Here is a 24,435-nt window from a genome sequence, read left to right as displayed (position 1 = left end):
GGTTGACGCCTGCACCTGGACCTGCGGCAGCGCCGCTCGGCGGCTGATATCCCGGCCCGAGATCTGCGGGGTTCTCGGGCTCGAGAGGCGCGCCGAGGTTCGTGAGCTCGCGGCAGGCCGTCGGATTGGTGGGGTCGAGAGAGACCACACGCTGGAAGAGCTTGATGGCCTGAGGCTGCTCTTCAAACTGCTGGTAGGCAGCCGCGGCACTCAGGTAGTGCTTGATCGCCTCATTGACGTTTCCCTGCGCGTGATAGAGCTCGCCCAGCTTCTCCTTGGCGACATAGGCGTCAGGGTCGATCATGGTGATCTTGTTGAACGCCAGGATGGCGTCACGGAACTGCCCTTTCTGATGGCATACATTGCCAAGCGCCAGCAGGGCTTCGACGTGGTTGAGGTCGTGACGGAGGATGGCACGAAACTCCGCCTCGGCGTCGTTGAGACGGTTCAGCTTCACATAGAGCTCTCCGAGGGTGAAGAGCAGACTCGGATCGTCTGACTGGATCACCTTCATGCGCTTGAAGGCATCCGCCGCCTTGTCGTACTGCTGCTTCTGAACGAAGAGATTGGCAATCTGGCGGAACTGAGCCACACCTTCCTGGATGTGCCCGTGGCTCACATAGATCTCGGCCAGCTCGGTACCGATATCGAGGTTTTCCGGGTCAACCTCTTGCGCGTTCTTGAGCAGGTCGATGCTCTGATCGCCCAACCCGAGCTCGATATAGAGACGAGCAAGCTGGAGCGACTGCCGAACAACCTCGTCGTTCTGACCCCGCTTGCGATGAATGTTGATCTGCGCCTGACGCGCCTTGTCGTTCTCCGGCTGGATCTGCATGACCCATCGCGCGATCTCGAGTGCGAGATCGTACTCGCCACGCCCCTCGAGAATTGCGATGAGTAGGAAGTACTGCTTGATTACATCCTGGATGAGCCCGCGAAAGGAATAGATGCGTGCAATCTTCTCACACGCCTCGTCATTCTGGGCATCGAGCTGCATGACTTTCTGATACGTCTCGAGCGCGTATTCCCAATCGTGTCGCGCAAAAGCCTCATCCGCGTCACGCACGAGCGTCTGAACGTCGTCTGCCAACCCTGCCGTACCACCTTTCACAGTCGCACCTGCACGCTCGAAGGGGGAAAGCGGTGCCTTCAACAGCCCAACCGATGAGGCGCTGGTGGCGCCACATGCTGCGCAGTCATGCCGCTTCGGCGGTGCGGAGTTCGCTGGAGCACAATGGCGGATGTTAGGCTCCATCCCTCTTCGGGGTATTCGACCCGTAGCGGGAAACAGTCCTTCCCACGACTCCACCCGTTCCTCATGTCCGCGCAAATTCCGCCCGAACATAAAAAACGAGGGGCCACGCTTGCGCGCAGCCCCTCGCGTCAGTCACGTCGCACCGCGTGAGTGCTACATGACCTTGGGCGTCACCGTCACGAAGGTCTCGTCCTTCTGACGCTGGATGTTCGTCTGGCGGAAGAGCTCACCGAGGACAGGCAGGTCACCCAGGAAGGGCAGCTTGCTGAGGGTGTACTTCTCCGTCTCACGAAGCAGACCACCGATGACCACCGTGTCACCATCGCGCACGCGCACGTTGGTCTTCACGGTCACCACCTGGGTCTCAGGGTACTGGTTGTTGATGAGCGCCTTCAGGGTGCTCTGCTCAGGGGTCAGGTCCATCACGACGAAACCGTCAGCCGTAACCGTGGGCTTCACGCCCAGCTTGGTGCCGATGTCGATGTACTGGACCTGGAACTGACCCGCGCGCGGATCGAAGTACACGATGGGGTACTTGTCACCGATGAGCACCGAGGCTTCCTTGCCGCTCTGGGTCATGACGCGCGGGGTGGCGATGACCTTCGCGTCGTTGCGCGACACGAGCATCGACAGGGTCGCACCGATGACAAAGGGCGTGCGGTTGAAAGGCGCGATGGCCAGCGAAGGCGTGGTGGTCGCCGCTGCTCCGTTGACGAGCGGCAGAGACTCGGTGAAGGTGATGGGTCGGCCGCCCTGGGCACCGAACACGCCGAACGTACCGTCAGACGAGCCGATGGAGAAGCCGAGGATCTTGGAGCCGTCTTCGTTGAGGACAACGATGCGGATGTCGAGCATCACCTGCTGCAGCGGGATGTCAACGGTGGCGAGGAACGCCTTGAGCGCCTCGATGTCACGGTCCTGACCCGTCACGATGAGCGAGTTGAGACGGTCATCCACGGTGTAGCCCAGCGAAGGATACAGCGGCTTCGCCAGATTCAACACACCCTGGACGGTGCCGTACTTGACCGGGACGATCTCGGTCTTGAGCACGACGGGCGGCGGAGGCGGAACGTCCAGCTTCTGGACGAACTCCTTGATGTCGCGCAGCTGGCCCTTGCTCGCCGTCACCACCACGAAGTTCTGGTCAGCCTGAACGGTGACCTTCGCGTCCGGGTAGACGCCCTTGATGGTGTCGGCCACCGCGGCCGCCTTGGCGTTCTCGAGCGGAATCGGGAGGACGTTCACGTCTCCCGCCTTCGGAAGCTGCTTGCCCATGATGTCGGCAGGGATCTTGCCGAGCGTATCAGCGGCGCCCACCACGAGGGTGCTGCCGAAGATCTTGTAGTCGAAGCCCTGGATCTTGAGGATGAGCTGGAGCGCTGCGCTCGGCGGCACATCTTTCAGAGCCATCGTCACCGAACCCTTGACCGTGCTGTCGGTCACCAGGTTCAGCTTCAGCTCCTTCGCCAGGATCTTGAGCACGTAGATGAGGTCGGCATTCACGAAGTCGAGGGTGACTGCCTTCCCCGTGCCAGCGGAGGCTGCGCCAGACTTGCCGCTGCGACGGGGCTTGGAGCCCTTCGCGATCTCGGCAGGGGCGCCCGCAGGCGAGTTGTGCACGACATAGGTGTGCGAGGGGCTCACGTCCGGGGCGCCAGCCTCGGCCACGCGGACCGCTGCCTTGCCCTTCAGCGCAGGCGCCACAGCCAGGGTGGCTGCCGCAGGAGCCTTCACCACAGGAGCCGCATGGGTCACGGCCGTGGATGCCGTCGTGTCGAGCGCCAGGGTAAGGCGCTTGTGACCCTGCCCCAGAGAGACCTGGTACTTGACAGCCGACTTCAGGTCGACCACGAGACGCACCACGTCGGGGTTGTCGGAGAACTGGCCCATGCGGACCTTCTCCACCTCTCCCGCGTTGACGTCCGTGGACTTGCTGACGTCAGTGGCCAGCTGCGCAGGGAAGATCTCGACCACCAGCTGAGGTCGCGGATCATTGAGATTGAGAACACGGTACTGGACCTCGCCCGTGGCGGTCACGTTCACCTTCAGCTTGCCTGAGGCGCCGTTGACCTGAACACCAGTGACGACAGGACTTTTCGCGTGTGCGGCCGGTGCCCCGATCACGGCGGAAGCCGCGATGAGAAGCATCACGAGCCACTTGAATCCATTGCGATAGAGAATCATGGGGACTTATCCACCTCCCAGTTGCTTAATACGATACAAATCTACTCACAGCCCAGGGACAGACTCCGCGTTCTACCGTCCCCCCTTTGCAGGAGGAGGTGGCGGTGGCAGCGGGCCGCTTCCACTGCCACCCGCGGGAGCTCCGGCATCACCTTTAGGAGGTGGAGCCCCACCTGATTTGGACCCTCCGGCGCCGCTGGTCCCATACGGGCTGTCTTTCGGCAGCGACACGCGGAATGCGTGATTCTTGACTTCAACAACGACCTGTCGGGTCGCCTCGTTGATGGATGTCACCTTGTAGCCACCCACCGACTGCCCGACGTGTGCCTCGACCGGCCCGGACTCGGTCATCAAGAGCGCGGTGGTGAGCCCACCCATCTTGAAGATGCCTGCCAGGGTGAACGAAGGCGCTTCGGGCTCGGGCTCGACCGGCTTGGCAGGCCCGGTCGGCTTGGCAGGCCCGGTCGGCTTGGCTGGCCCAGTCGGCTTCGACGGCGTGGTCGAGACCGCCATGCCGGCGTTCATGGGCGGAACGAACGGATTCCGCTTGAAGACGCGCTTGGCAGGCGGGCCTTGTGCCGGCTCAGCCGCTCCGGGCTTGGCAGGCGCAGCGCCAGTTGCAGGTGGGGCGGGCTGCCCTACCTGCACCTCGTGCTGAACTGTGGGTGCCGCTGGCTTGGGTTCACCCCACGCCCCCCCAGCCGAGAGGCAGGTGAGCCCGGCGGCTACAAAGAGACTCGCGACAGTCAGGCCTGATTTCCCTCTCACTGCTGGTCACCTCCGGTACGCAGATATGCGGTCAGCGGCATGGTGATGTTCAGCACGGGCCTTCCACCTTTGGTGTCACCCTCAGGTGAAAGGGAGAGCTTGTTCACCGTAACCAGGCGCTGCAGCTCGAGACGACCCAGACGATCGAGGAAGTCGACGAGGGTTTCGTAACGGCCCTTCATGGACATCTGGAAGGTACGGGTCGGGTACTGCTTCAGCGCTTCGGGGACGGCCGCAGGTGCCGCGGGCTTCTCCGGTGCGGCAGACGGCGCCGCTCCCGGCGCACCAGACGCCCCCGGCTTGGGTCCGCCGACGGGAACCGCCTGCTTGACCTCAGTGCCTGGCGTGAGCGAGAGCAGGACGAACGAGTCGTCATCGTCTTCGCGCTGGATGCGCTCGACGAGACCACTGATCTGCATGATGTAGTTGGCGACGAACTCCTGCGGGCTCTCCGGCAGGATTCCAGCCTCCATGACCTCTTTCAGGTCCTTCTTGAGCTTGTTGTTCTCGGAGATGAGCACGTCGATCTGCTTGATGTCAGTGTCCATCTTCGCTTTCTCGTCCTGCTTCTCGCGCAGCGTGTTCGTCAGCTGATCGATCTGCTGCTTCTTGCTCTGCCAGTCGAGCATCCAGAAGCCCAGGAAGATGATGCCGATCACCATCGCCGCCAGGAGGATTTTCATGGGGTTGGTCAGACTCAAGACACGTCACCTACTTTCCACTTGGCGCGGCGCTCGCAGGAGCACCGGAAGGTCCGGCTGCCGCAGGGGCACCGGAGGCACCAGGCGCAGGGGCTGACGCTCCCGCAGGTGCACCCGAGGGTGCAGCTCCAGGGGCCGCACCTGGCGCGCCAGACGGTGCTGAGCGAGGCGCGATCTGGTCCGGAGACTTCAGCGCCGCATCAGCATCGTAGTGCGTCTCGAGCTGGAAGGAGAAGGTCGTCAACGAATCGAGCTTGCCCGACGACGTCGAGGAAAGCGTCGCGTCCTTGAAGTAGCGCGAGTTCTGGAACGCCTTCATCGATTGTGCGATGGACTCGAGCGGCTTCTGACCACCATACTCGACGGACTGGCCGGAGAGTGTCACGGTCTGCGTGCTCGGCTCGATGTTGATGGAAGTCACCCAGACGTTAGCGGGGAGCACCTCGGCGATCTCCCACAGCAGGTTGGCATAACGCACAGGGTCGTTCTTGAGGCCCTTGATCGTGTTGATCTGAGCCGACAGCTTGTCGTTCTCCCCCTTCATCTTGGCAATTCCGGGGAGCTTGCCACGATCTTCGGTGATCTTGGCCTCGACTTCGTGAACCTCTTGCTCCTTGGCCGCTATCGCGCCTTCCAGCTGCTTGCCGTAGACGAAGAATGCGATGGTGCACAGAATGATCACCAGCACGAGAACGATCCACACAGGGTCGATGCCAAACCGTTTTTTCTCAGTAGGCAGAAGATCGACCTTGATTGTCATCCCGTCACCTCCTTGACAGAGTCACTCCAACGACACACCTTCACTTGTCGCCCCTCACTACTCATCACACCAGCTCACGCAACGCCAGTCCGACCACCACCATGAGCGACGGCGCCATCTCCTGGATCTCCTCAGCGGACATCCCGGAAACGCCAGACACGGAGATGTTCTTGAACGGGTTCGCTATGTGGCACTGGATTCCGAGTTCATTGTAGATGTAGGCATCGATGTTCTTGAACCGAGCGGTGCCCCCGGAGAGATAGATCACGTCGACAGACTCTCCCCGGTACCGCGACCGATAGTAGTCGAAAGACCGCTGCACCTCGGTGATCAGCTCAGAGAGCACCGGACTGATGACGTTGTAGATGCGCATCGTGGTGGGCGCGACCGGCGTCGCGTCTTTCTCCACACGGATGACACCTTTGTCTTTCTTGATCTTCTCTGCCTCGTCGAAGCTCAGGTTGAGCGACTGACCGATGGCCTTCGTGAAACTGTTGCCCGCCACCGTGATGGTACGGTTGTGGCGCAACATCCCTGCCTTGAAGATGTTGATGCTGCTCGAGTTCGCGCCCAGATTTATCAGCGCGATGGTCTGCTCGAAGGTCTGCGGGTCGGTGTTCACCTTCAGCGCCCGAACGAGAGACATGGGCTCGAGGTCGATGGAGTTCGGGGTGATGCCCGACTGCTTGATGACCTCTTGCGCGTTGCGGAGCATCTCGCGAGGCGCGGCAACCAGCAGGACTTCCATCTGCTTGTCATCGCCGTCGACGTTGCTGCGCAGGGGAATGCCATCGATCTGGGCATCTGCGACGGAGTACGGGAGATACCGCTCCGCCTCGAACTTGATGGCGTTCTTAAGCTCTTTCTGGGTCATGGCCGTCATGCTGATGGGACGGATCACAACAGACTGACCGGCAACGACCCCGTCCACCTTCTGAACCGTGAAGTTCTGGGCTGCGTAGAGCTGACGGATCGCATCACCGAGGCTGCGGACATCTACGACCGCGCCGTCTTTCAAGGCCATCTGCGGCGTGGGTCCCATGGCGATTCTCTCGAGCTGGAACTCGCCGCTGGAGGTCTTCGCGATCTGAGCCAACTTGATTGCGTTGCTGCCCACATCGAGACCACCGACAGACGTCTTCGACCCGAAGAGCGACTTCAGAAAGTGCATTGAACGACCTGTATCTCCCTCACCGTTCAGTAGCCAGGCCAGGGGGAACCGCTCTGCTTCCCCTGGCGTCAGACAACGCCACTTCGGGTCTGCGACAACTGGTGCGCGATGGCGCCGTTATCGCATTTAAATCAAGTGTAGACCCGCTAAGACCCTCTTTGTTTCGTGGGTAAAAATGAAAGTCCTCCTAAGATGTCGTGAAGTGAAAGATCGCACAAAGATCGTGGCACCGTTCCCGAGAGAGCCCCCCCCCAATGATGTAGCTCAATGCGTGGAATCGTACTGCAACGAGCCGCGTTCCGGGTTGTACTGGGGATAGCCCTGCTTCACGCTGGTGAGAACGATGAAGTGCGCGCCAGGGCAGTAGATCGTGAAGTGATCGTACACAGACGTGCCGCTCGTAGAGTTCGCCGGCTGGTACGAGCTTGAATAGCTGGTGCCATTGCTTGGACACGTGGGGATGAAGTTCATGTACGGGGGATTGACGACCACCAGCGCGCTCAATGCCGAGGGATAGCTTCCGTACTGGGCCTGATAGTTCTCGAGTGCCGCCGCGATGTTCCGCTCATAGCCTGCGCAAGACGTCCACTGGGCTTGATACTTGCTCTTGACCATGTTCGGGATCATGACAGCAGTCAGGATACCGATGATGGCAATCACGATCATGAGCTCGATCAGCGTGAAGCCGCGTGCAGGTCCCCCCCGTTGGAGACGCTCCTTGTAGCGCAACCGTAAGCCCTCTTTCCCACAAGCGCTGTGCCTAGCAAAGGCTCTTGAAAGCCGCCATGCTCGAGTCTGGTTCGAACCCGTTCACTTCTCTTCCTTCCTTCACGCTCCCACATCGCTGGGTCGACGGCAGCCCTCAGAGAGCAAAAGGCAGCATCATGCGAAGAAGAGCGTCCCCAAACAACACGACGACATACGCGGCCACCGCCATGAACGTGCCGAACGGAACGGGAGTCTTGCTTCCGCGACGTGCAATCAAGATGAGCGGCAGCGCCACAGCGGCCCCCAGCGGAAACGAGAGCAGGAGCGCCAGCACTCCCCGCTGCGGTCCGAGGAAGGCGCCGATGAGCGCCGCGAGCTTGACATCTCCCCTGCCCATCGCCTCCTGCCGCGCCAGGAGAGAGCCCAGGAGCGCGATGCCGGAGAACAGGGCAAACCCGAGCCCGGCCCCCAGCATGCTCCAGGCCAGGTTCTGCCATCCCCCCGTCGCCTCTGCGAGGTGGCCGTCAACGGGATAGCCGAGCTGCGCGAGAAAGCCGTATTGAGGCGGTAGGAGCCACGCCCCCAGGACACCCGCCGCAATCCCGAAGTAGTTGATCTCATCGAGAATGATCCAGGCATCGAGGTCGATGAAGAACACAATGATCAGAAGGCACGCAAAGACGAGCTGGTAGACGAACACGTAGGTCGCAGAGAGGGGGCCGTGCACGTCGACAACGGCCTCCGTGTGGGTGCTTGCAAACAGCGAAACAGCCACCAGGCCGGTGAGCACCTCCAGAAGGAGGTAGCGCGGCCCGATCACGCTTCCGCAGAAATTGCACCGCGCACCGAGGCCGATGTAGGAAGCGAGCGGAACGTTCTGCCACCAGGCCAGGGGCACGCCGCACTCCCCACAGGCCGACCCGGGCCAGACGATGGACTTCGTTACAGGCATGCGACCGATGCACACGTTGACGAAGCTCCCGAGAAGCGTTCCGAAGACGAACACCATGAACAGGGACGCGGGATTCGATGTCGACAGCAGGTCACCCAGAAGGACGAATCCGTCCACCGTCAGCCTCCTCTCCGTTCAGCGCTTCTGTCTCTGTCACGCAAGGTCGGCGAGCGCCTGTCCTTGTGGGAAGCCCACCTTCCCCGCACGAGCAGCCTCGCCCTCCCAGCAGCGCTCCCACAGACGGCGTCGACGCACGTCCGTCGATGTGCGGGCCTCCAGCCCCCCGGACCAGGAGAGCGGTCGAAAAGGCCGGTCTCCGCCCAGAAAGAGTGGTGGAAGTTCGACTCTGGTCGCGGTTCTAGGGCTCGACCTGCCGCAGCATCTCTTGCGCCTGAACGAAGGCGGGATTCACACGGATCTCGGCCTCGAGCTGCTGCCGAGCGCCGCTGCGGTCTCCCCGTGCCCAGAGCAGCGCCCCCAGGTTGAAGTGCGCCTCTGGAAGCGTCGGATCAAGCTGAAGGGCACGCCAGAGAAGCGTCTCTGCCTCTTGAGGGCTGCCGCTGCGCGCAACCACAAGGGCCTGGAGCGCGCACCACCTCGCCCGCTCTCGATCATCACGAGGAACGATGCGTTGCAGGCGCGCGCGCGCTTCCTGCGTGTGCCCCTCGCTGAGCGCGCGTCGCGCCATCTCCAGGCCAGCGGAGAACGGCAGCGAAACGCCTCCACGCGCGGAGGACCACAAGATCGGCAAAGTCGCGGGCTTCTTCCGGATGAATATCTCGGCAAGCCCATCTGCGTACAGCAGGGCCCAGGCGTCATCGCTGGAGATGGCCGCTCGAAGGCCGCCCGAGCGCTCGAGACCATTGAGAATGACGAGATCGACCCCATATCGGTCGAGCTTCTCACGCCATCCGGACACCGCCGCGTCGATCTCCAGGAAGTCGCGATACACCTCGGGGGGATACAGTGTGTTGGCGCGGCCGTCCATGAACACCCGATGTCTCGGCGAAAGGTGCCACCCCAGATACCCTCCCCAGCCGTAGGCGTTGTACATGCGCTCCGGGAGCGCGTTGGCACGAAGAAAGCCTACCGCGTCGACCGGGAAGTAGCGCGCCTCTCCGCTGAGCTCGCCGAGGTTCACCCCTGAAAGCCGCCATCCGACAGCGAAAAGTGCAACCAGTGACACTCCCGTCGTCACACTCCGCCTCAACCATCCGGGCAACGTGTCCCCACCAAACCCACGCCCTGCACGCTGCAACCCGAGCCCGACCGCGGGCACGGACACCAGTGCGAACAGCGGGACATGCCTCCAGGCGGTGACCATGAGGCATCCGAAGCCCACCACCGCACAGAGCAGCGAAGGACCTAGTGCTCGGCGGACCCACATCGCGCAGACCAGGGCCAAGGCCAGGTAGACCCCGCTCGGCCACTGCGAACCCAACAGATCGGTCCTTGCCCACTCATTCAGCCCCATGGACCAGACCGTAGCCTTCCCCACGAACTCGAAGGGAAATGTCAGCACCTCTACGCCATAGGGGTTCAGCAGGCAGGCCGTGGTGCAGGCCAGCAACAGGCTCAGCAGCGCGACCGCGCGTTCACGCCGTACCAAGAGCGCACCGAGGGCACACAGGCCGAGAAGGACCAGGCCTGCCATCACCCCGGAGTGGAGGTTCGCCCACAGAGCGTAGACCGGCACGAGAGACCAGGGAGGCGCAGCTCGGCCAGAGACAAGCCAGCGAGCAGTGACACACAGGGTGAGCGAGAGTCCGACGTAGGTGAACAGATAGGGACGAACATCAAAGAAGAATCGCCACTGCGACGCCAGGAGGGCAAGACTCGCCCCCAGCGCGGCTGCGGTCTCCGTGCAGCCCGCCGCGCGTGCAGCCCGAGAAGCCAGCCAGAAAGCCAGCGCCAGGAGCGCGATGCGCGCCACGTGCAGCGCCGCCTGGCCGCCCAGCCACGTGTGCGCGAGGTACATGGCGCTCTCCGCAAGCCACTCGTGATTCAGCCAGGACCGCTGTGAGGCCGTGAATGAGGTCTGATCGGCGCTCATCGAGGCACGCCCCTCGACGATCTGTCTGCCGCCCGAAAGCTGCCACCAGAGATCGGGGCTTGGCTGTCCCACCGTGGAGCAGAAGGTGAACAGCGCCAGGAAGATGGCCCATGCAGCCATCGCACCTCGGCGCTCGGCACCTTTGTCGTTCGTATGATGCTCAGACACGCTCATGAAAGCGCTCCCGTGGCTGAAGGGCTTCGAAGAACGAGAAAGGAGAGCCCTCGCAGGCTCTCCCTCTCCGGGATACCCGTACGTCTCTTGCTTGCGCCAGTGAACTAGCGCTCGACGAGACCCTGGGTCGACGTGTACTGCGGGTAGTTCGCACCATATCCGGCACCGGAATGGTTCGAAGCACCGCTGCAGACCACCGTGTATGCGTCAGGCACGCTCACCGAAGTGAAGCCGGCGGTCGTGTACGAAACCGTACCGACTGACGGGCAGGTCGGGATGGACTTGAGGTAGTTCGGCGTGAGTGTCGACGGGTTGGTGGGGAAACGACCCGAGTTGTCGGTCGAGTACATTTCCAGCGCCGTACCGATGTTCTTCAGGTTGGACTTGCAGGCAGTGGCCTGACCCTGCGCACGAGCGCGGATGAAGTTTGGCACCAGGATGGCGGCCAGGATTGCGATGATGGCGATCACGATCATCAGCTCGATCAGGGTGAAGCCCTTTGCCTTGCGGGCGTTGCGAATCATTGTGTTTCACCTCCTCGTTTTTTGCTCCGACGCCAGTGGCAAGCCACTGGCGACCCCTTTGCGCTTCGCCGCTCACCGGGAGCAGCGAAGCCAACATTTCAGGCGCGAGACGCTGCGAGATCGTTCTGCAAGCGTTTCGCCTCCATCATATATTACCACGTCAGGGCGTCGAAACACCATCGGTCTAAGGGCCGATTTTATCGATGTTCGACAAACCGTGACGAGCTCCTCCAAGACCATGCGGTGATGCAAAAACATCTTTACGGGCGAGACTGGCCTCGAAAGAAAGAACGCCCCTTCCCGCGCGGACGCGAGTCGTGGGCGTTCTACCTGAAGTGACTGCGTTGCGCTGCTTGCAACGCCGTCGAGGTCAGGACATCGAGCCGATGAGCTGGTAGAGCGGAAGGAAGACGGAGATCACGATGAATCCCACGATACCGCCCATACCCACGATCATGATCGGTTCGAGCATCGAGGTCAGCGACGACAGCAGATATTCGACCTCGGTGTCGTAGAAGTCTGAGATCTTCGACAGCATTGCGTCAAGGTTTCCTGTTTCCTCACCCACCGCCACCATCTGGGTCACCATAGGAGGGAACATGCCAGACGAACCGAGGGGCGTTGCGATGCTCTCACCTTCTCGGATGCTGTCACGAATCTTGGTCACGGTCATTGCGATGATCTCGTTGCCAGAAGCCTTACCCACGATTTCGAGGGCCTGCATGATCGGAACGCCTGACGACAGGAGCGTTCCGAGGGTGCGGCAGAAGCGTGAGATGGCCACCTTCTTGTTCAACAGGCCGAACACCGGGATATTCAGCTTCAAGAGGTCATACTGCTTCTTGCCGTATGGGGTCTGCACGTACCGTCCCATGCCGATGCCGCCGATGACGAACAGCACGAGGGAGGGCAGCACGACCAGTGGGTTTCTGGCGCCCTTTGTCAGACCGATGAGGATCTTGGTCGGCAGCGGAAGCGTCAGGTTCATGCCTTCGAAGAGGCTCACGAACGTGGGAAGGATGTAGGTCACCAGGAAGAACACGATTGCGAGCGCCATGATCAAGATCACGACAGGATAGGTCAGCGCTGACTTCACCTTCTTCTTGAGGCTGAAGTCTTTCTCCATGAAGCTCGCGAGACGCTCGAGCACCTCGTCGAGCACACCGCCCATCTCACCCGCCTTCACCATGCTCGTGTAGAGCGTGGAGAAGACCGCGGGGTGCTTCTGCAATGCGTTCGACAGCGTGGCACCACCTTCGACGTCACGCCGTACCTGGATGAGCGTCTGCTGCAGCTTCTTGTCTTCGGTCTGCTCTGACAAGATGTCAAGGCAGCGAACCATGGCAAGACCTGCATTGATCATGGTGGCGAACTGGCGCGAGAACACCACGAGCGCCTGCTCGTTCACCTTCTTCATCTTCTGGAGCCAGGAGGCAAGGTCTGCCTGGCCCACGGAGGTCGTCTTTTCCTTGATTGTGATGACCGTGTACTTCTGCTCCTGCAGACGTTGCGTGGCCATCCGCAGGTTCTGGGCTTCTATGGTATCCTTCTTCAGTTGGCCACTGGCGTCACGGACCTCGTACTGGAAAACGGGCATCCGACCCAAACCTCCTTAGATTCCTACACGGGCCTGAGCTAGATGTTGCTCAGGTTGCCAAAGATGATCATTGCAAGCGGCAGAAGCCACCACCAAGCGCTCATCGGGGAGCACCTCCTCTCAGAATTTCGGGATCAGAGACTATTTCGTCACGACCTGACCTTACCCCCTGCACCTTCGATCATGCGACGCAGATCGTCAGGGTGCATGGTGTGGTTCAGTGCCTCTTCAAATGTGATCTGCTTGTTCATGTAGTGGTCGAGAAGCGACTGCTCCATGGTCTGCATGCCGTGCTTGCTCCCCGTCTGGAGCGCATTGTAGATCTGGTGCGTCTTGCCTTCGCGAATGAGGTTGCGGATGGCCGAGGTCGCTACCATGATCTCGATGGCCGGCACACGTCCGACGCCGCTTGCGTGCGGGATCAGCTGCTGCGAGAATACACATTCCAGCACAGAAGCCAGCTGCACGCGGATCTGCTGCTGCTGGTGCGGAGGGAAGACATCGACGACGCGATCAATGGTCTGCGAGGCGTCAGACGTGTGCAAGGTGGAGAAGACGAGGTGACCGGTTTCGGCCGCCGTCAGCGTTCCCGCGATCGTGTCGAGGTCTCGCATCTCACCCACCAGGATGACATCCGGGTCCTCTCGGAGGCAGGCGCGCAGGGAGTTCGACCACGACAAGGTGTCTTGCCCGAGCTCACGCTGGTTCACCAGAGACCGCTTGTGCTGATGGATGTACTCGATGGGGTCTTCGATGGTCATGATATGCTCGGAGTTCTCGGAGTTGATGCTGTCGAGCATGCATGCCAGGGTGGTTGACTTGCCCATACCCGTCGCACCCGTCACGAGAATCAGCCCGTGAGGACGCTTGACGATCTCTTCGACCATGGGCGGCAGGTTGAGCTCCTGCCGTGAGGGGATGGATGTAGGGATGGCGCGCAGCGTTGCCCCCACGACCCCGCGCTGACGAAAGACGTTGACACGAAAGCGGCCGAATCCGCGAACGCCGTGGGAGCAGTCAAGCTCCCAGGTCTTCTCGAACTTCTCCTTCTGCTTGTCATTCAAGATGGAGTAGATGAGTCGCTTCGTGTCATCCGGCACCAGACGAGGGTACTCAGTAGGGGTGAGCCGCCCACTGATGCGCAGCATCGGAGGCAACCCCACCGCGAGGTGCAGGTCTGAGGCTCCTCGCTCCACGGTCGTCTTGAGGAGCTCATCCATCGTGTATCTCAGGGGTTCTGCCAGTGCCATTCAGCTACTCCAAGTCCGTCGTTCGTTCCCGGTACCGCCCGGGATCAGAAGTCGTTGCCCTCGATCATCACCACGCGCAGGCATTCTTCAATGCTCGTGATGCCATCGAGTACCTTTCGAAGTCCATCATCCTGCATGGTCTTCATTCCTTCCTCCATGGCCGCCTGCCGAATTTCGGCGGTAGAGGCCCGCTGAAGGATGAGACCACGGATTCGATCACTGATGACCAGCACCTCGAAGATGCCCTGACGCCCTTTGTACCCGGTCGTCTTGCAGTGATCGCAGCCACGGCCTTTGTAGAAGGTGATCTCAGAATCGGTGTAGGCCGAGAGACCGAACCGCTTGACCGATTCGACGGGAGGCGCATACGCCTCCTTGCAGTTCGGGCAGATGCGCCGCGACAGTCGCTGGGCGAGCACGCCCACGATGGCGGAGGCGCAGAGGAAGGGCTCCACGCCCATCTCGGTGAGACGGGTGATGGCACCCGACGAATCGTTGGTGTGCAGGGTCGAGAGCACGAAGTGACCCGTCAGCGCGGCTTCTACGGCGATGCGCGCGGTCTCGGTGTCACGGATCTCACCGACCATGATGATGTCCGGATCTTGACGCAGGAAGGCGCGCAGCGCGCCTGCGAACGTGAGGCCGGCTTTGTCGTTGGTCTGCACCTGGTTGATGCCAGGGGTCTGGTACTCGACGGGGTCTTCAACCGTCATGATGTTCACGTCGCCCGTGTTGAGCTTGTTCAAGCACGAGTACAAGGTCGTCGACTTGCCCGAACCCGTCGGTCCCGTCACCAGGAACATGCCGTACGGCTTCTCGATGACCGACTCGAGGGGTCCCTGCACCTCCGGATAGAAGCCGAGCTTGTTGAGACCCAGCATGACCGATGACTTGTCAAGGATACGCATGACGACCTTCTCGCCGTGCACGGTCGGCACGGTCGAGACGCGAAGGTCGAACTCGCGGTTGTCGTGACGCAGGTGGATCTTGCCGTCTTGCGGCACGCGTCGCTCGGCGATGTCCATGTTCGCCATGATCTTGATGCGGGAAACCATGGGCGCCTGGATGTGCTTCGGCGGGGACATGACCTCGTGCAGCACACCGTCAACCCGGTATCTCACGCGCACGGCCTTGGCGTCTGGCTCGATGTGGATGTCGGACGCCTTGTCGTTGATGGCCTGGGAGATGATGAGGTTCACGACGCGAACGATGGGGGCTTCGTCAACGAGCTCCTTGAGCTTGTCGAGCGCAATCTCCTCGTCGGCAGCCTCTTCCACCTCGAGCGGGCCGAACTCGGCGGCACTGATGTCCTTCACGGTCTCCTGCACCTCGGCGAGGTCAGTGACGCCGAACTGGCGGTTGATCGCCTTGAGGATCGACTCTTCGGTTGCAATGACGGGATCGATATCGAAGCCCGTGATCAGGCGGATGTCGTCGATGGCGATGACGTTCAGCGGATCGACCATGGCCAGGGTAAGCTTGTTGTCTTTCTGGCCTACCGGGATCACCTTGTAGCGCTGGGCGAGATGCTCGGGCACGGACCGCGCCAGCTCGGGATCGAGATCGTAGGAGTCGAGGTCGATGAAACCGACCCCCATCTGCTTGCCGACGACCTCGGTGATGTCTTTTTCCGTGACGTAGCCCATGCTGACGAGCGTGCGCTGCAAAGAGTCGCTCGTCTTCTTCGACTGCTCAACCGCCTTCTGCAGCTGCTTCTCGGTGATCAGCTTGTCATCGACGAGAAGCTCGCCCAGATCTTTCTTGGAGGAACGTGTCAGCATGCTCGTGTTCTTCCCAACCCTCGAAGATTGCGCGGGATGTTGCGGCCAGGCCGCAGATCAGGGTCCCCGTGATGTGTGCTGCCGCTACGCAGACGTTGCAGAAGCACAGTTGCCCAACCTACATTATAACACAGAGAAATCAACGGTTCAACCGACGCTTCACGCGCCACAGCATCGCCGCCTGGAAGCGCTCCTTCTCAGACACCGTGATAGAGCACCCCGGGCTGCGTCGTCTGCGCCGCGCGGAGCAGCCCCTTGCGCCTGAGGCGGAACAAGACGATCTTCTCGGCCGTGCGCTGCACGATGGTGACATAGAACTCCCGACGATCGACGGGAAGGACCAGGATGGTGTAGAGACCCATTCGATTTCCACCCAGCACGTCGGTGAACACCTGGTCACCCACGACCACGGTGTCTTCGACCTGGGTCTCCAGAAGGTCGAGTGCCTGCTGGAACCAGCGGCGCTGGGGCTTCTTCGCTTTGGGTATCGCAGGAATTCCGGCCTGACGGCTCAGTCTCGCCACCCGACGCCGGAACAGGCAGTTCGACAAGATGCAGAGCCTGAATCCGAGCGCGCGAGCGCGTTCGAGCCAGGCCGTGACCGGTGGCGCCAGCGACGTGCGACGCCAGCTGACGAGCGTGTTGTCGAGATCGAAGATCATGCCCCGATAGCCCTGAGCCCACAGCGCGTCGATGTCGATATCTTCGACCTTCTCGACCACGAGGCGCGGACACAGCTTCTCGAGCAGCATGGGTTGCGCTGGTTGCTCCTCCCCGCTCGCAGCAAAATCGAGGACTTTGCTGGGCAAGCCCTGATCCAGGGCAATGCATGCTTTCGAGGGACGTAAGCGTGCCACCTCCTCTGCGCTCGCACGGTCGCTGCGACACTTTTCGCGTGGCCGATGTGCGACCCGTGGCGCGTCAGCGAGAAACCTTGCGGATGTTCGCCTCGTGCTCCGCGAAGGTTCGGCCGAACACGTGGCTGCCGTCGCCCTTCACGTCATCACGAACGTAGTAGAGGAAGTCTCCTTTCGGATGAAGCGCAGCCTCAATCGATTTCCGCCCCGGGTTGCAGATCGGCCCCGGAGGCAGCCCTTCGTAGAGATACGTGTTGTAGGGCGATTCGTACTTGAGATCGGCCAGCGAGAGCACCTTACGGGTACCCAGCGCGTAGATGATGGTGGCATCGCACTCGAGACGCATCTGCTTGCGCAGCCGGTTGAGGTACACGCCCGCGATGAGCGGACGATCCTTGTCGACCTTCGCCTCAGCCTCGATCAGCGAGGCCAGAACGATCATCTGCTGGAACGTCAGCCCCCCCGGGAAGCGCCTTGCCTTCACCTCTGGCATCACGAGCACCACCTCTTCGAAGCGCTTGAGCATGCGCTCCACGACCTGACGCGTAGTGCTCTTCGCCTCCAGTTCGTAGGTGTCAGGGAACAGGTAGCCTTCGAGATCGGTGCCAGGCAGCCACGTCTTCTCGGGGAACGTGGTTCGCGGATAGAGGGTGAAGCCCTGGAAGTCGTCGCTCTTGATTGCAGGCAGCGTGCGCGCAACACGCGCAGCCACCTCCTTGCGCGTGAGCCCCTCAGGGATCGTGAGGCGCACCGCAGGTCGCTCCACGACCTTCATGAGCTCATCCCTGACCTGGAGGGCCGTCATCGATGGCGAGAGCGTGTGCTCTCCGGCCTGAAGCCGGCTGGCGGTGTGGGTGACCTTCAGCATCAGGCGAAACGCGTATGCAGACCGTATGAACCCTCCGGATTCGAGCTGGCGCGACACCTCGGCCGCAGACCGCCCGGGGTCGAGAACGAACGTGCGCGCCTGCTTCCCTCCAGGAGGGGTGAGCAGCTGCCAGGCGAGGTAGACCACCACGCCCGCACCCGCCAGCACGAGGCCGAACACGAGATAGACCAGCCGCAGAAACCACCGCACCCCCGTGCGATAGACGTCAGACATGCGCATGCAAAACCCTCTTCATTTCGGCCGCGACACCAGGAATCGCTCGAGGATCACGGCGGCCGCCATCTCATCGATTCTCTCTGCCCGCTTCTTCATGGGAACGCCGGCCGCGATGAGGCGCTCCAGCGCTTCGTGACTGCTGTCTCTCTCATCCTGCAAGACGGTGGGCAGACCGCTCTGTCGTTCCAGCTCCCGAGCAAATCCACGAACCTGCAGCGCGCGCGCGCCCATCCCCCCGTCTGGCGCCAAGGGGATGCCGACAACGATCTGGCCGACATCGTTCTCATGCGCCAGCGCGACCAGCCGGGCGAGGGCCGCGTCACGGCGCCGCGCGCTCACCGTGACAAGTGGACGAGGCGTGGCCGCGGGAAGCGTGTCATCGTGCAGCGCCACGCCGATGCGCGCCGCGCCGTAATCGATTCCCAGGCGCTTCATGGCGTGTCGCCCGGCCGCACCGTCCCACCGCTGGCCGCGTGATCCGGGGCGGGGGAAGTGGGTCGCGATGGAGCGCCCGGCGTCACGGCAGCGGCGCGCAGGTCATCAAGAAATCCGCGCGATCGCACGCGCTGGGGCCAGTGCCAGTCGAGATGCGATGCAAGCAGACCTTCGACCTCGAGACGCATGCCTGGCGTGAACTCGCTCCACCAGCGGGTCGCCTCATCGATGCCGGGGCTGCGCAGGCTGAGCAGCAGCGCGCGACCGCCGGGACTCAAGCGCCGCACGCGGGAGTGCTGCGTCGCGCAGGCCGAGCAGAGAACCCCTCCGCTCTGCGGGCTGAACGACGAGAGGTCAGTCGCCGCCTGGCACTGCACGCAGGTCTCCAGGTGCGGTGCGCAGCCCAGGACGGTGAGGAGCCGCAGCTCCGCGCGGCGGCTCGCGAGGTCCGGATCGGCGGTCTCGAGCTCATCGAGCGCGCGCAGGAGGGTGCGGAACAAGCGCTCTCCCGCCGAGGCCTCTCCGATGTGGTCGTAGAGCTCGAGCACGCAGAAGGCGCGGGCGATTCGATCGAGGTCGTTCACCAGCCCCGTACGCGCGCGCATCACCTCGACCTGACCGACGACATCGAGGCCGCGACCCGCCGCGAGCAGGAGACGCACGTGGGTGAAAGGCTCGAGTCGCCCTGCCGTCGCCTTCCTCGATTTGCGAACCCCGCGGGCCACCGCGTCGAAGCGCCCCCGCGTGGGAGAGAGGAACGTGACGATGTCGTCTGCCTCACCCAGGGGTCTGCGGCGCATCACGACGCCTTCGACCTTCGCCTGTGCGCCCATCAGTAGGCTTGCTTGCTCGACGGCGGACTGGTCTCGCCCTTCACGATCTTTACGCTGGCGCTGGCCCCGATCCGGGTCGCGCCCGCGGCGATCATCTCCTGCGCCCCGGCGAGGTCGCGAATCCCGCCGGACGCCTTCACGCCCATGTACCGCCCGACGGTCTGGCGCATGAGGGCGATGTCGTGCGCGGTGGCCCCACCTGGACCGAAGCCCGTCGAGGTCTTCACGAAGTCGGCGCCGGCCTCGCGCGAGAGATGGCAGGCCCGAACCTTCTCCTCGTCGTTGAGCAGCGCGGTCTCGAGGATGACCTTGACGATGCGGCCATCGGCGGCCTGCACGACCGCCTCGATGTCGCGACGAACCAGATCGTCGTTGTGCGCCTTGAGAGCACCGACATTGATCACCATGTCGATCTCGTCGGCGCCGTTCGCGACGGCGTCGCGGGTCTCGAGGGCCTTCGTGACCGTGGTGTTCGCGCCGAGGGGGAATCCGATGACCGTGCAGACGCCCACCTGTGATCCACGCAGGGCGTCGGCCGCGAGACGAACGAACGCGGGATTCACGCACACCGAGGCAAATGCGTGCTCTCGCGCCTCGCGACAGAGCTCGACGACCTGCTCTCGAGTCGCGTCGGGCTTGAGCAGGGTGTGATCGATGTAGCGCCCCACGTCACGTCCGACCGGCCCCACGCCAGGGGCGGCCGACACGCGATCGGCCCCGTGCTCGAGAATGATGCCCACGCGCTCCGGCAGATGACGGGTGCAGTGACCAAGACCGCCGCACTCCCCGTGCTCTTTCAGCCCGCACGCGCTGCCGTGCCGATGCCCGTGTCCCCCGCCAGCCTCCCCACCGCGCGCCGCCAGTGGCAGCGCGGTAGGACCGGTGGCGGAATCCCCCGCAGGCGACGTGCGCGGCGGTGGCGGCGTGCCGCCCATCGAGGCGCGCGATGCCGTCGACCCGACCACGTTGATGCCGTAGCCGGCCACCTCCCGTGTCCAGGCGTCGACCTTCGACTGGAAGGGCGGCTGAACCGACAGCCCCTTCAGGCTCACCACGACCTCTCGCCCCTCCGCCAGCGCCTTGAGGGCGAGACGCACATCCCAGCAGCTGTCACAGAGCCCGGCCAGATTGCCCAGCTGGTTGTAGCCATAGACGGGAATCAGCACGCGCGAAGCATCTCCGATGAGCCCGACGGCGCGCTGCCCCTCATCCATGTACACCACCCGCCCGAACCCGAGGCCTTCCGCGTCGGTGCGCTTGACCTCGCTGTCCCTCGGGAGCGCGAGGACAGCGCGCGACGCCGTCAGCTCGGGGTGCAGGCGCAGCAGCGCGGCGAGCGCGTCACCGTCGCCCGCGAAGACGACGAGATCGCGAATGCCCGACACCGTCGAGAGACCTGACGAAGGAGGCGGCGGAGGCGCGCCCGCCGACGTTCGTGCGCCATCGAGCGCGGCCAGCACCTCACGCGTGATCTGTTCGACGAGAGACTGTCTGTCCATGGGAGAACCTCCTGGAATCACGTTGGGCGGGGAACGTCGATCTCGTCGACGATGCCCGCGATGATGGCTTCACACGGCGTGCGCTCGTCGCCCAGCGAGAGGCGGCTCGAGCTCCCCTCGTACACCACCAGGACCGTGTCACCGATCCCGGCCGACACCACGTCGATGGCCACCAGCGTGTTGCCAGCGGGCTCTCGATTGGTGGGATCGATGGGCTGGACCACGAGCAGCTTCTTGCCCTCGAAGCTGGGGAACTGGATCGTCGACCACAGATTGCCCACCACCTCACCGATGATCATCGGACAGGCACGTTCATCTGGTCGATGATGCCAACGATGCAGGCGTCTACGGGGCAGTTCGGATTCGACCAGGGCATGCACGCCTCGCGCCCCTTGACGAGATAGACCCGATCACCATGTCCGGCGGAGACCACGTCGATGGCCACGATGGGCTTCTGCGAAGCCTGGCCATCGGCGTTCTGGGGCTGCACGACGAGAAAGCGCGCTCCTTCGAGCGAAGGGTCTTTCACCGTCATCACGGCCTTGCCGATCACCGTTCCGAGGAACACGGGACATCCGCCCTCGAGTAGCACGACTCGACGGCCCGCATCTTGTCTACGCGGCGCTGATGGCGACCGCCGCCGAAGGGCGTCTCGAGCCACACGCGAACGATCTCCTGGGCCAGCCCGCCGCCAATCACGCGTCCGCCGAGGGTGAGCACATTGGCACAGTTGTGCTCGCGGCTGTTGCGGGCGGTGAAGGTGTCGTAGCAGGGCGCGGCGAGAACGCCCGGAACCTTGTTCGCGGTCATGGCGCTGCCGATGCCGGCCCCATCGATCACGATGCCCAGCGCGCTGCTGTCATTAGCCACGGCCTGCGCAACCAGATGCGCCATGTCTGGATAGTCGACGGGGTCAGGGGTGTGGACCCCGAAGTCGGTCACCTCATAGCCCGCCCCGCGCAGCCATGTGACCAGCTCGCACTTCATGTCGAGGCCACCGTGATCGCAGGCGATCACGACCCGGGGCTTCTGTTGCTCGTTCACAGTCGACGTCATCGCTCACACCACCAGGTAGTCGTCGCCGCGACCGCTTGCGCCAGGCAGCAGGCACGAGACATCTTCGTGAGGGCCGGGAATGATGTGGATGCTCACGGTCTCTCCCACACGTCGCGCGGCTTCAGCGCCCGCCTCGACGGCCGCGGTCACAGCGCCCACGTCACCCCGGACGATGATGGTCACGTAGCCCCCGCCGATGCGCTCCTCGCCGAGCAGCTGCACGTTCGCCATCTTCACCATGGCGTCGGAGGCATTGATGAGAGCGGGGAGACTCAGCGTCTCCACCATTCCGAGCGCGTGGCCCCACATGCGAAACCGCGACCTCCATGCCGCCGTTCGAAGTCGTTCCGCGCGCGACTGCGCGAAGAGCACGGCTGCCGTGGGGCTTGCATTTCTCGCTGCCCACGGGTTTTCCTCTGCTGGGGAGGGCGCACAGGGAACATCGGACCGGACGACACGGTCTGGGGCAGGTCAGCGCGCGCTTCGCAGCGATTCGTACCGCTCTCTCGCGCGGTCGCGCTCGACCCGCGAGACCACCCCTTGTTCGAAGAGCTGCTCCATGCGCTCGGCCTCGGCCCGCGCCGACGCGCGCGAAGAGGCCGAAGCAGCCGCCATCTCTGCGCCCTGACGCCGATCCGGCTGCGACGCCCGAACAGCATCTGCTGCCTGGGAAGGCGCGGCCGTACGCAGACGCCGCTCGAGCTCGGCACGTCGAACTCCGAACCGTTCGAGGAGGGACTGCGCCTGCGCCAGCTGTGAGCGCACCGCCTGTGCGCGCGCCGTCAGCGCATCGATGTCGCGTCGCGCGTCATGCGCCTCTCGCTGGAGATGCTCGACACGTGCCGCTTCCCCGCGAAGCTCGGTGCGGGCCCGATCGACATCGGCGCGCGCCACGAGCCCCTCATCGAGGAAGCGCTGAAGCCGCGGATACTCGCTCCGCAACCGAAGCACCCGCTTGCGCGCCTGGTCCAGCTCGAGTGCCGCCTGTCGCTCTCTGCGCCTTGCGCTTCCGAGCTCCTGCCCGTCGACCTGAGCGCCCTGCCAGAGCGTCTCATAGGCGCGCATCGCATCGACGCGGGTGGTGCACAGGGCGAGGGGCATCGAGAATGCGCCGAGCGCGGGGGGCGTGCCATGCCCGAAGTCGAACCAGGCCCCATCCGGGCCGCGCATCTTGACGTCGACGTGGTCGTTCACCACGAGCCCCACGACATCACCGGCGTTCATGACGTCTCCCACCTTGACCCGTGGAGAGAGATGGCCGTAGGTCACCTCGTAACCGCTGGGAGAGAGCACCGTGATGCCATATTCCGCGCCATACCACTGCTGGATTCGCGTCACCTGCCCCGGCCAGCCCGCCACGGCCGCCGCGCCGGCCGGCATCGCCACATCGTATCCGAGATGCAGGCCCGCGGTGCTGCGGTACTTCGAGACGTCACGCCAGTCGTAGAAGGAGGCCGAGATCGCCGCGGAGGGGCAGACCCGGCGCTGGAGCGCCAGCAGCGTCTCGAGATCCGGACCGCCCGCGCGCGACACCACCGCGCCGATGCGCGCCTGTGCCAGCGCGCTCGAGCCGCCTCCTCCGATGAGGGCGAACCCGATGAGCGCCGAGACAAGAGAGCGGGAGATGATCGCCCGCGTTGTGATGAGAGCGTCTCGAATCATGGAGGGGGGGCTTCGTGACCGATCCTTCGTCTCCTCTGCCGCGTGCCTTGCGCCTGCGTGGGTGCAGCACCGCCAGACGGGGGTGCTGAACCGATTCCCGTCTTCGCTGAGCCCGAATCGACACGGCTCGGAACCACCGGAGCGCGGGTGAGGCGGAACACCTGGATGCGATTTGCCGGCCAGTAGCTCGCCGTCTCCCCGACGGGGTATGCGGTCCACCCGGACGGGAGGCGTTCGAGCAGGCGCTGCTGGGCCACGAAAGGATGGGCCGGGGTGGTGAGCAGCCAGGCCCGCGGTGCATCTGCGAGGGCCTGGATGAACGCCTCGCCGGAAGCCTCGTCTACGGGCACCACGCGCGACTGCCCGTCACGCGAGAAGAGACGGCGCTCTCCCAGGTAGGCATACACGAGCACCGGCGCAGCCATCATCGAGGGGCCCGAGCGCGGGCGCCACCGCCTCAACGACGCCACGCCAGTCCTGCGGACCGTACCACTGCGCAGCCTGCGCAAACCCCGCCCACGCGGTGAGGTTCACCGCCGCCACCACGGCCACCACCCCCACGCCGAAGCGCGAAGCCCTCGCGGTCTCGTCGCGGCCGAGCCACAAGGCGGTGGCGACGCAGACAAACGGGCACAGCGGCTGCAGGTACTTGTACTCGAAGACCCGCAGCGATGTGAGGATCGAGACCCCGAACACGAGAACGAGCGGCACGACGAGCACGCAGACGAGAAGGCGTCGCGCCCCCGCTGACGCACGTCGAAGCCCCCCGATCAAAATGGCCAGCGTGATCAGCCCCGCCAGACGCGGCAGCGGAAGCGCGCCGTCTGCGCTGTTCCAGCCGGGGAGCGCCAGAGGCCACGTCACGCCCCACCCCTGTTCGAACAAGACCTCGATGAGCTGCGGCCAGGAAGGCGCCTGCCGAAGGTGCAGGGGCTGAGCCCCCGCCTGCTGCAGCAGCAGTGGCGTCCATGCCGCGATGAGCACGCCCAGGCCGAGCGCGCAGACGCGCCAGCGACGACGCTCCTCGACCGGCTGCAGCGCGCACCAGAGGCCAAGCGCGGCAAGGAAGAAGACCGCCTCGTAGTGGGTGAGGAAGGCCAGGGCGCCGCA

24 protein-coding genes are annotated in these 24,435 nt (G+C 63.5%); all 24 read right to left on the bottom strand.

Translation table 11 applies throughout. The features are described 5' to 3' along the window. The coding region (locus EB084_03370; GenBank protein ID NDD27288.1) for a hypothetical protein at positions 1–1,090 on the bottom strand (1,090 nt) is incomplete at its 3' end. A gap of 318 nt (positions 1,091–1,408) precedes the next feature. Continuing rightward, positions 1,409–3,439 (bottom strand): type IV pilus secretin family protein, encoded by a 2,031-nt coding sequence (locus EB084_03365; protein ID NDD27287.1) that lies wholly within the window; start codon positions 3,437–3,439, stop codon positions 1,409–1,411. 764 nt (positions 3,440–4,203) lie between these two features. Next, on the bottom strand, positions 4,204–4,890 hold the full coding sequence (locus EB084_03360; protein NDD27286.1) for a hypothetical protein: 687 nt from the start codon (positions 4,888–4,890) through the stop codon (positions 4,204–4,206). A gap of 28 nt (positions 4,891–4,918) precedes the next feature. Beyond that, the gene (locus tag EB084_03355; protein ID NDD27285.1) at positions 4,919–5,668 is read right to left on the bottom strand and encodes a hypothetical protein; all 750 of its coding nucleotides are present in this window, start codon (positions 5,666–5,668) and stop codon (positions 4,919–4,921) included. A gap of 64 nt (positions 5,669–5,732) precedes the next feature. Beyond that, positions 5,733–6,839 carry a type IV pilus assembly protein PilM gene (gene pilM, locus EB084_03350; protein NDD27284.1) on the bottom strand — a complete coding sequence of 369 codons (1,107 nt, stop codon included), beginning with the start codon at positions 6,837–6,839 and terminating at the stop codon, positions 5,733–5,735. Between the two features lie 264 nt (positions 6,840–7,103). Beyond that, positions 7,104–7,568, bottom strand: a complete 465-nt coding sequence (locus EB084_03345; protein ID NDD27283.1) for a prepilin-type N-terminal cleavage/methylation domain-containing protein — start codon at positions 7,566–7,568, stop codon at positions 7,104–7,106. Positions 7,569–7,701: 133 nt separating this feature from the next. Continuing rightward, the gene (locus tag EB084_03340) at positions 7,702–8,616 is read right to left on the bottom strand and encodes a prepilin peptidase (protein NDD27282.1); all 915 of its coding nucleotides are present in this window, start codon (positions 8,614–8,616) and stop codon (positions 7,702–7,704) included. 241 nt (positions 8,617–8,857) lie between these two features. After that, a complete protein-coding gene (locus EB084_03335) occupies positions 8,858–10,726 on the bottom strand; it encodes a hypothetical protein (GenBank protein NDD27281.1) in 1,869 nt (622 codons plus the stop codon). A 104-nt stretch (positions 10,727–10,830) separates the two neighbouring features. Beyond that, the gene (locus EB084_03330; GenBank protein ID NDD27280.1) at positions 10,831–11,250 is read right to left on the bottom strand and encodes a prepilin-type N-terminal cleavage/methylation domain-containing protein; all 420 of its coding nucleotides are present in this window, start codon (positions 11,248–11,250) and stop codon (positions 10,831–10,833) included. A gap of 370 nt (positions 11,251–11,620) precedes the next feature. After that, positions 11,621–12,847: a type II secretion system F family protein gene (locus EB084_03325; protein ID NDD27279.1), complete on the bottom strand. Its 1,227-nt coding sequence runs from the start codon at positions 12,845–12,847 to the stop codon at positions 11,621–11,623. Positions 12,848–12,996: 149 nt separating this feature from the next. Further along, on the bottom strand, positions 12,997–14,079 hold the full coding sequence (locus tag EB084_03320; protein NDD27278.1) for a type IV pilus twitching motility protein PilT: 1,083 nt from the start codon (positions 14,077–14,079) through the stop codon (positions 12,997–12,999). A gap of 62 nt (positions 14,080–14,141) precedes the next feature. Next, positions 14,142–15,878: a type IV-A pilus assembly ATPase PilB gene (gene pilB, locus EB084_03315; protein NDD27277.1), complete on the bottom strand. Its 1,737-nt coding sequence runs from the start codon at positions 15,876–15,878 to the stop codon at positions 14,142–14,144. A gap of 197 nt (positions 15,879–16,075) precedes the next feature. Then, the gene (locus tag EB084_03310; GenBank protein NDD27276.1) at positions 16,076–16,627 is read right to left on the bottom strand and encodes a YqeG family HAD IIIA-type phosphatase; all 552 of its coding nucleotides are present in this window, start codon (positions 16,625–16,627) and stop codon (positions 16,076–16,078) included. A 172-nt stretch (positions 16,628–16,799) separates the two neighbouring features. Further along, positions 16,800–17,843, bottom strand: coding sequence for an endolytic transglycosylase MltG (gene mltG / locus EB084_03305; protein NDD27275.1), 1,044 nt, complete (start codon positions 17,841–17,843; stop codon positions 16,800–16,802). A 12-nt stretch (positions 17,844–17,855) separates the two neighbouring features. Beyond that, complete coding sequence (gene ruvX, locus EB084_03300) at positions 17,856–18,275, bottom strand: Holliday junction resolvase RuvX (GenBank protein NDD27274.1); 420 nt, start codon at positions 18,273–18,275, stop codon at positions 17,856–17,858. Continuing rightward, positions 18,272–19,108, bottom strand: coding sequence for a DNA repair protein RecO (gene recO / locus EB084_03295; GenBank protein NDD27273.1), 837 nt, complete (start codon positions 19,106–19,108; stop codon positions 18,272–18,274). Before recO ends, ruvX begins: the two co-directional genes overlap by 4 nt. Next, complete coding sequence (gene deoC, locus EB084_03290; GenBank protein ID NDD27272.1) at positions 19,108–20,043, bottom strand: deoxyribose-phosphate aldolase; 936 nt, start codon at positions 20,041–20,043, stop codon at positions 19,108–19,110. Before deoC ends, recO begins: the two co-directional genes overlap by 1 nt. A gap of 581 nt (positions 20,044–20,624) precedes the next feature. Continuing rightward, positions 20,625–20,906 carry a hypothetical protein gene (locus tag EB084_03285; protein NDD27271.1) on the bottom strand — a complete coding sequence of 94 codons (282 nt, stop codon included), beginning with the start codon at positions 20,904–20,906 and terminating at the stop codon, positions 20,625–20,627. Then, a complete protein-coding gene (locus tag EB084_03280; protein NDD27270.1) occupies positions 20,903–21,175 on the bottom strand; it encodes an ethanolamine utilization protein EutN in 273 nt (90 codons plus the stop codon). The genes EB084_03285 and EB084_03280 overlap by 4 nt, the downstream gene beginning before the upstream one ends. Next, positions 21,157–21,663: a ribose 5-phosphate isomerase B gene (gene rpiB, locus EB084_03275; GenBank protein NDD27269.1), complete on the bottom strand. Its 507-nt coding sequence runs from the start codon at positions 21,661–21,663 to the stop codon at positions 21,157–21,159. Before rpiB ends, EB084_03280 begins: the two co-directional genes overlap by 19 nt. A 3-nt stretch (positions 21,664–21,666) precedes the next feature. Continuing rightward, positions 21,667–21,972, bottom strand: a complete 306-nt coding sequence (locus EB084_03270) for a BMC domain-containing protein (protein NDD27268.1) — start codon at positions 21,970–21,972, stop codon at positions 21,667–21,669. A 162-nt stretch (positions 21,973–22,134) separates the two neighbouring features. Continuing rightward, the gene (locus EB084_03265) at positions 22,135–23,325 is read right to left on the bottom strand and encodes a hypothetical protein (GenBank protein ID NDD27267.1); all 1,191 of its coding nucleotides are present in this window, start codon (positions 23,323–23,325) and stop codon (positions 22,135–22,137) included. After that, on the bottom strand, positions 23,322–23,750 hold the full coding sequence (locus tag EB084_03260) for a hypothetical protein (GenBank protein NDD27266.1): 429 nt from the start codon (positions 23,748–23,750) through the stop codon (positions 23,322–23,324). Before EB084_03260 ends, EB084_03265 begins: the two co-directional genes overlap by 4 nt. Beyond that, a partial coding sequence (locus EB084_03255) for a hypothetical protein (protein ID NDD27265.1) occupies positions 23,692–24,435 on the bottom strand: 744 nt, incomplete at its 5' end. The genes EB084_03260 and EB084_03255, both read right to left, overlap by 59 nt.

The organism is Pseudomonadota bacterium, from assembly GCA_010028905.1.
In the GTDB taxonomy this organism is placed as follows: Bacteria; Vulcanimicrobiota; Xenobia; order RGZZ01; family RGZZ01; genus RGZZ01.
Note: the sequence above shows the minus strand (reverse complement) of the source record. Positions and strands in the feature narration are given on the sequence as shown.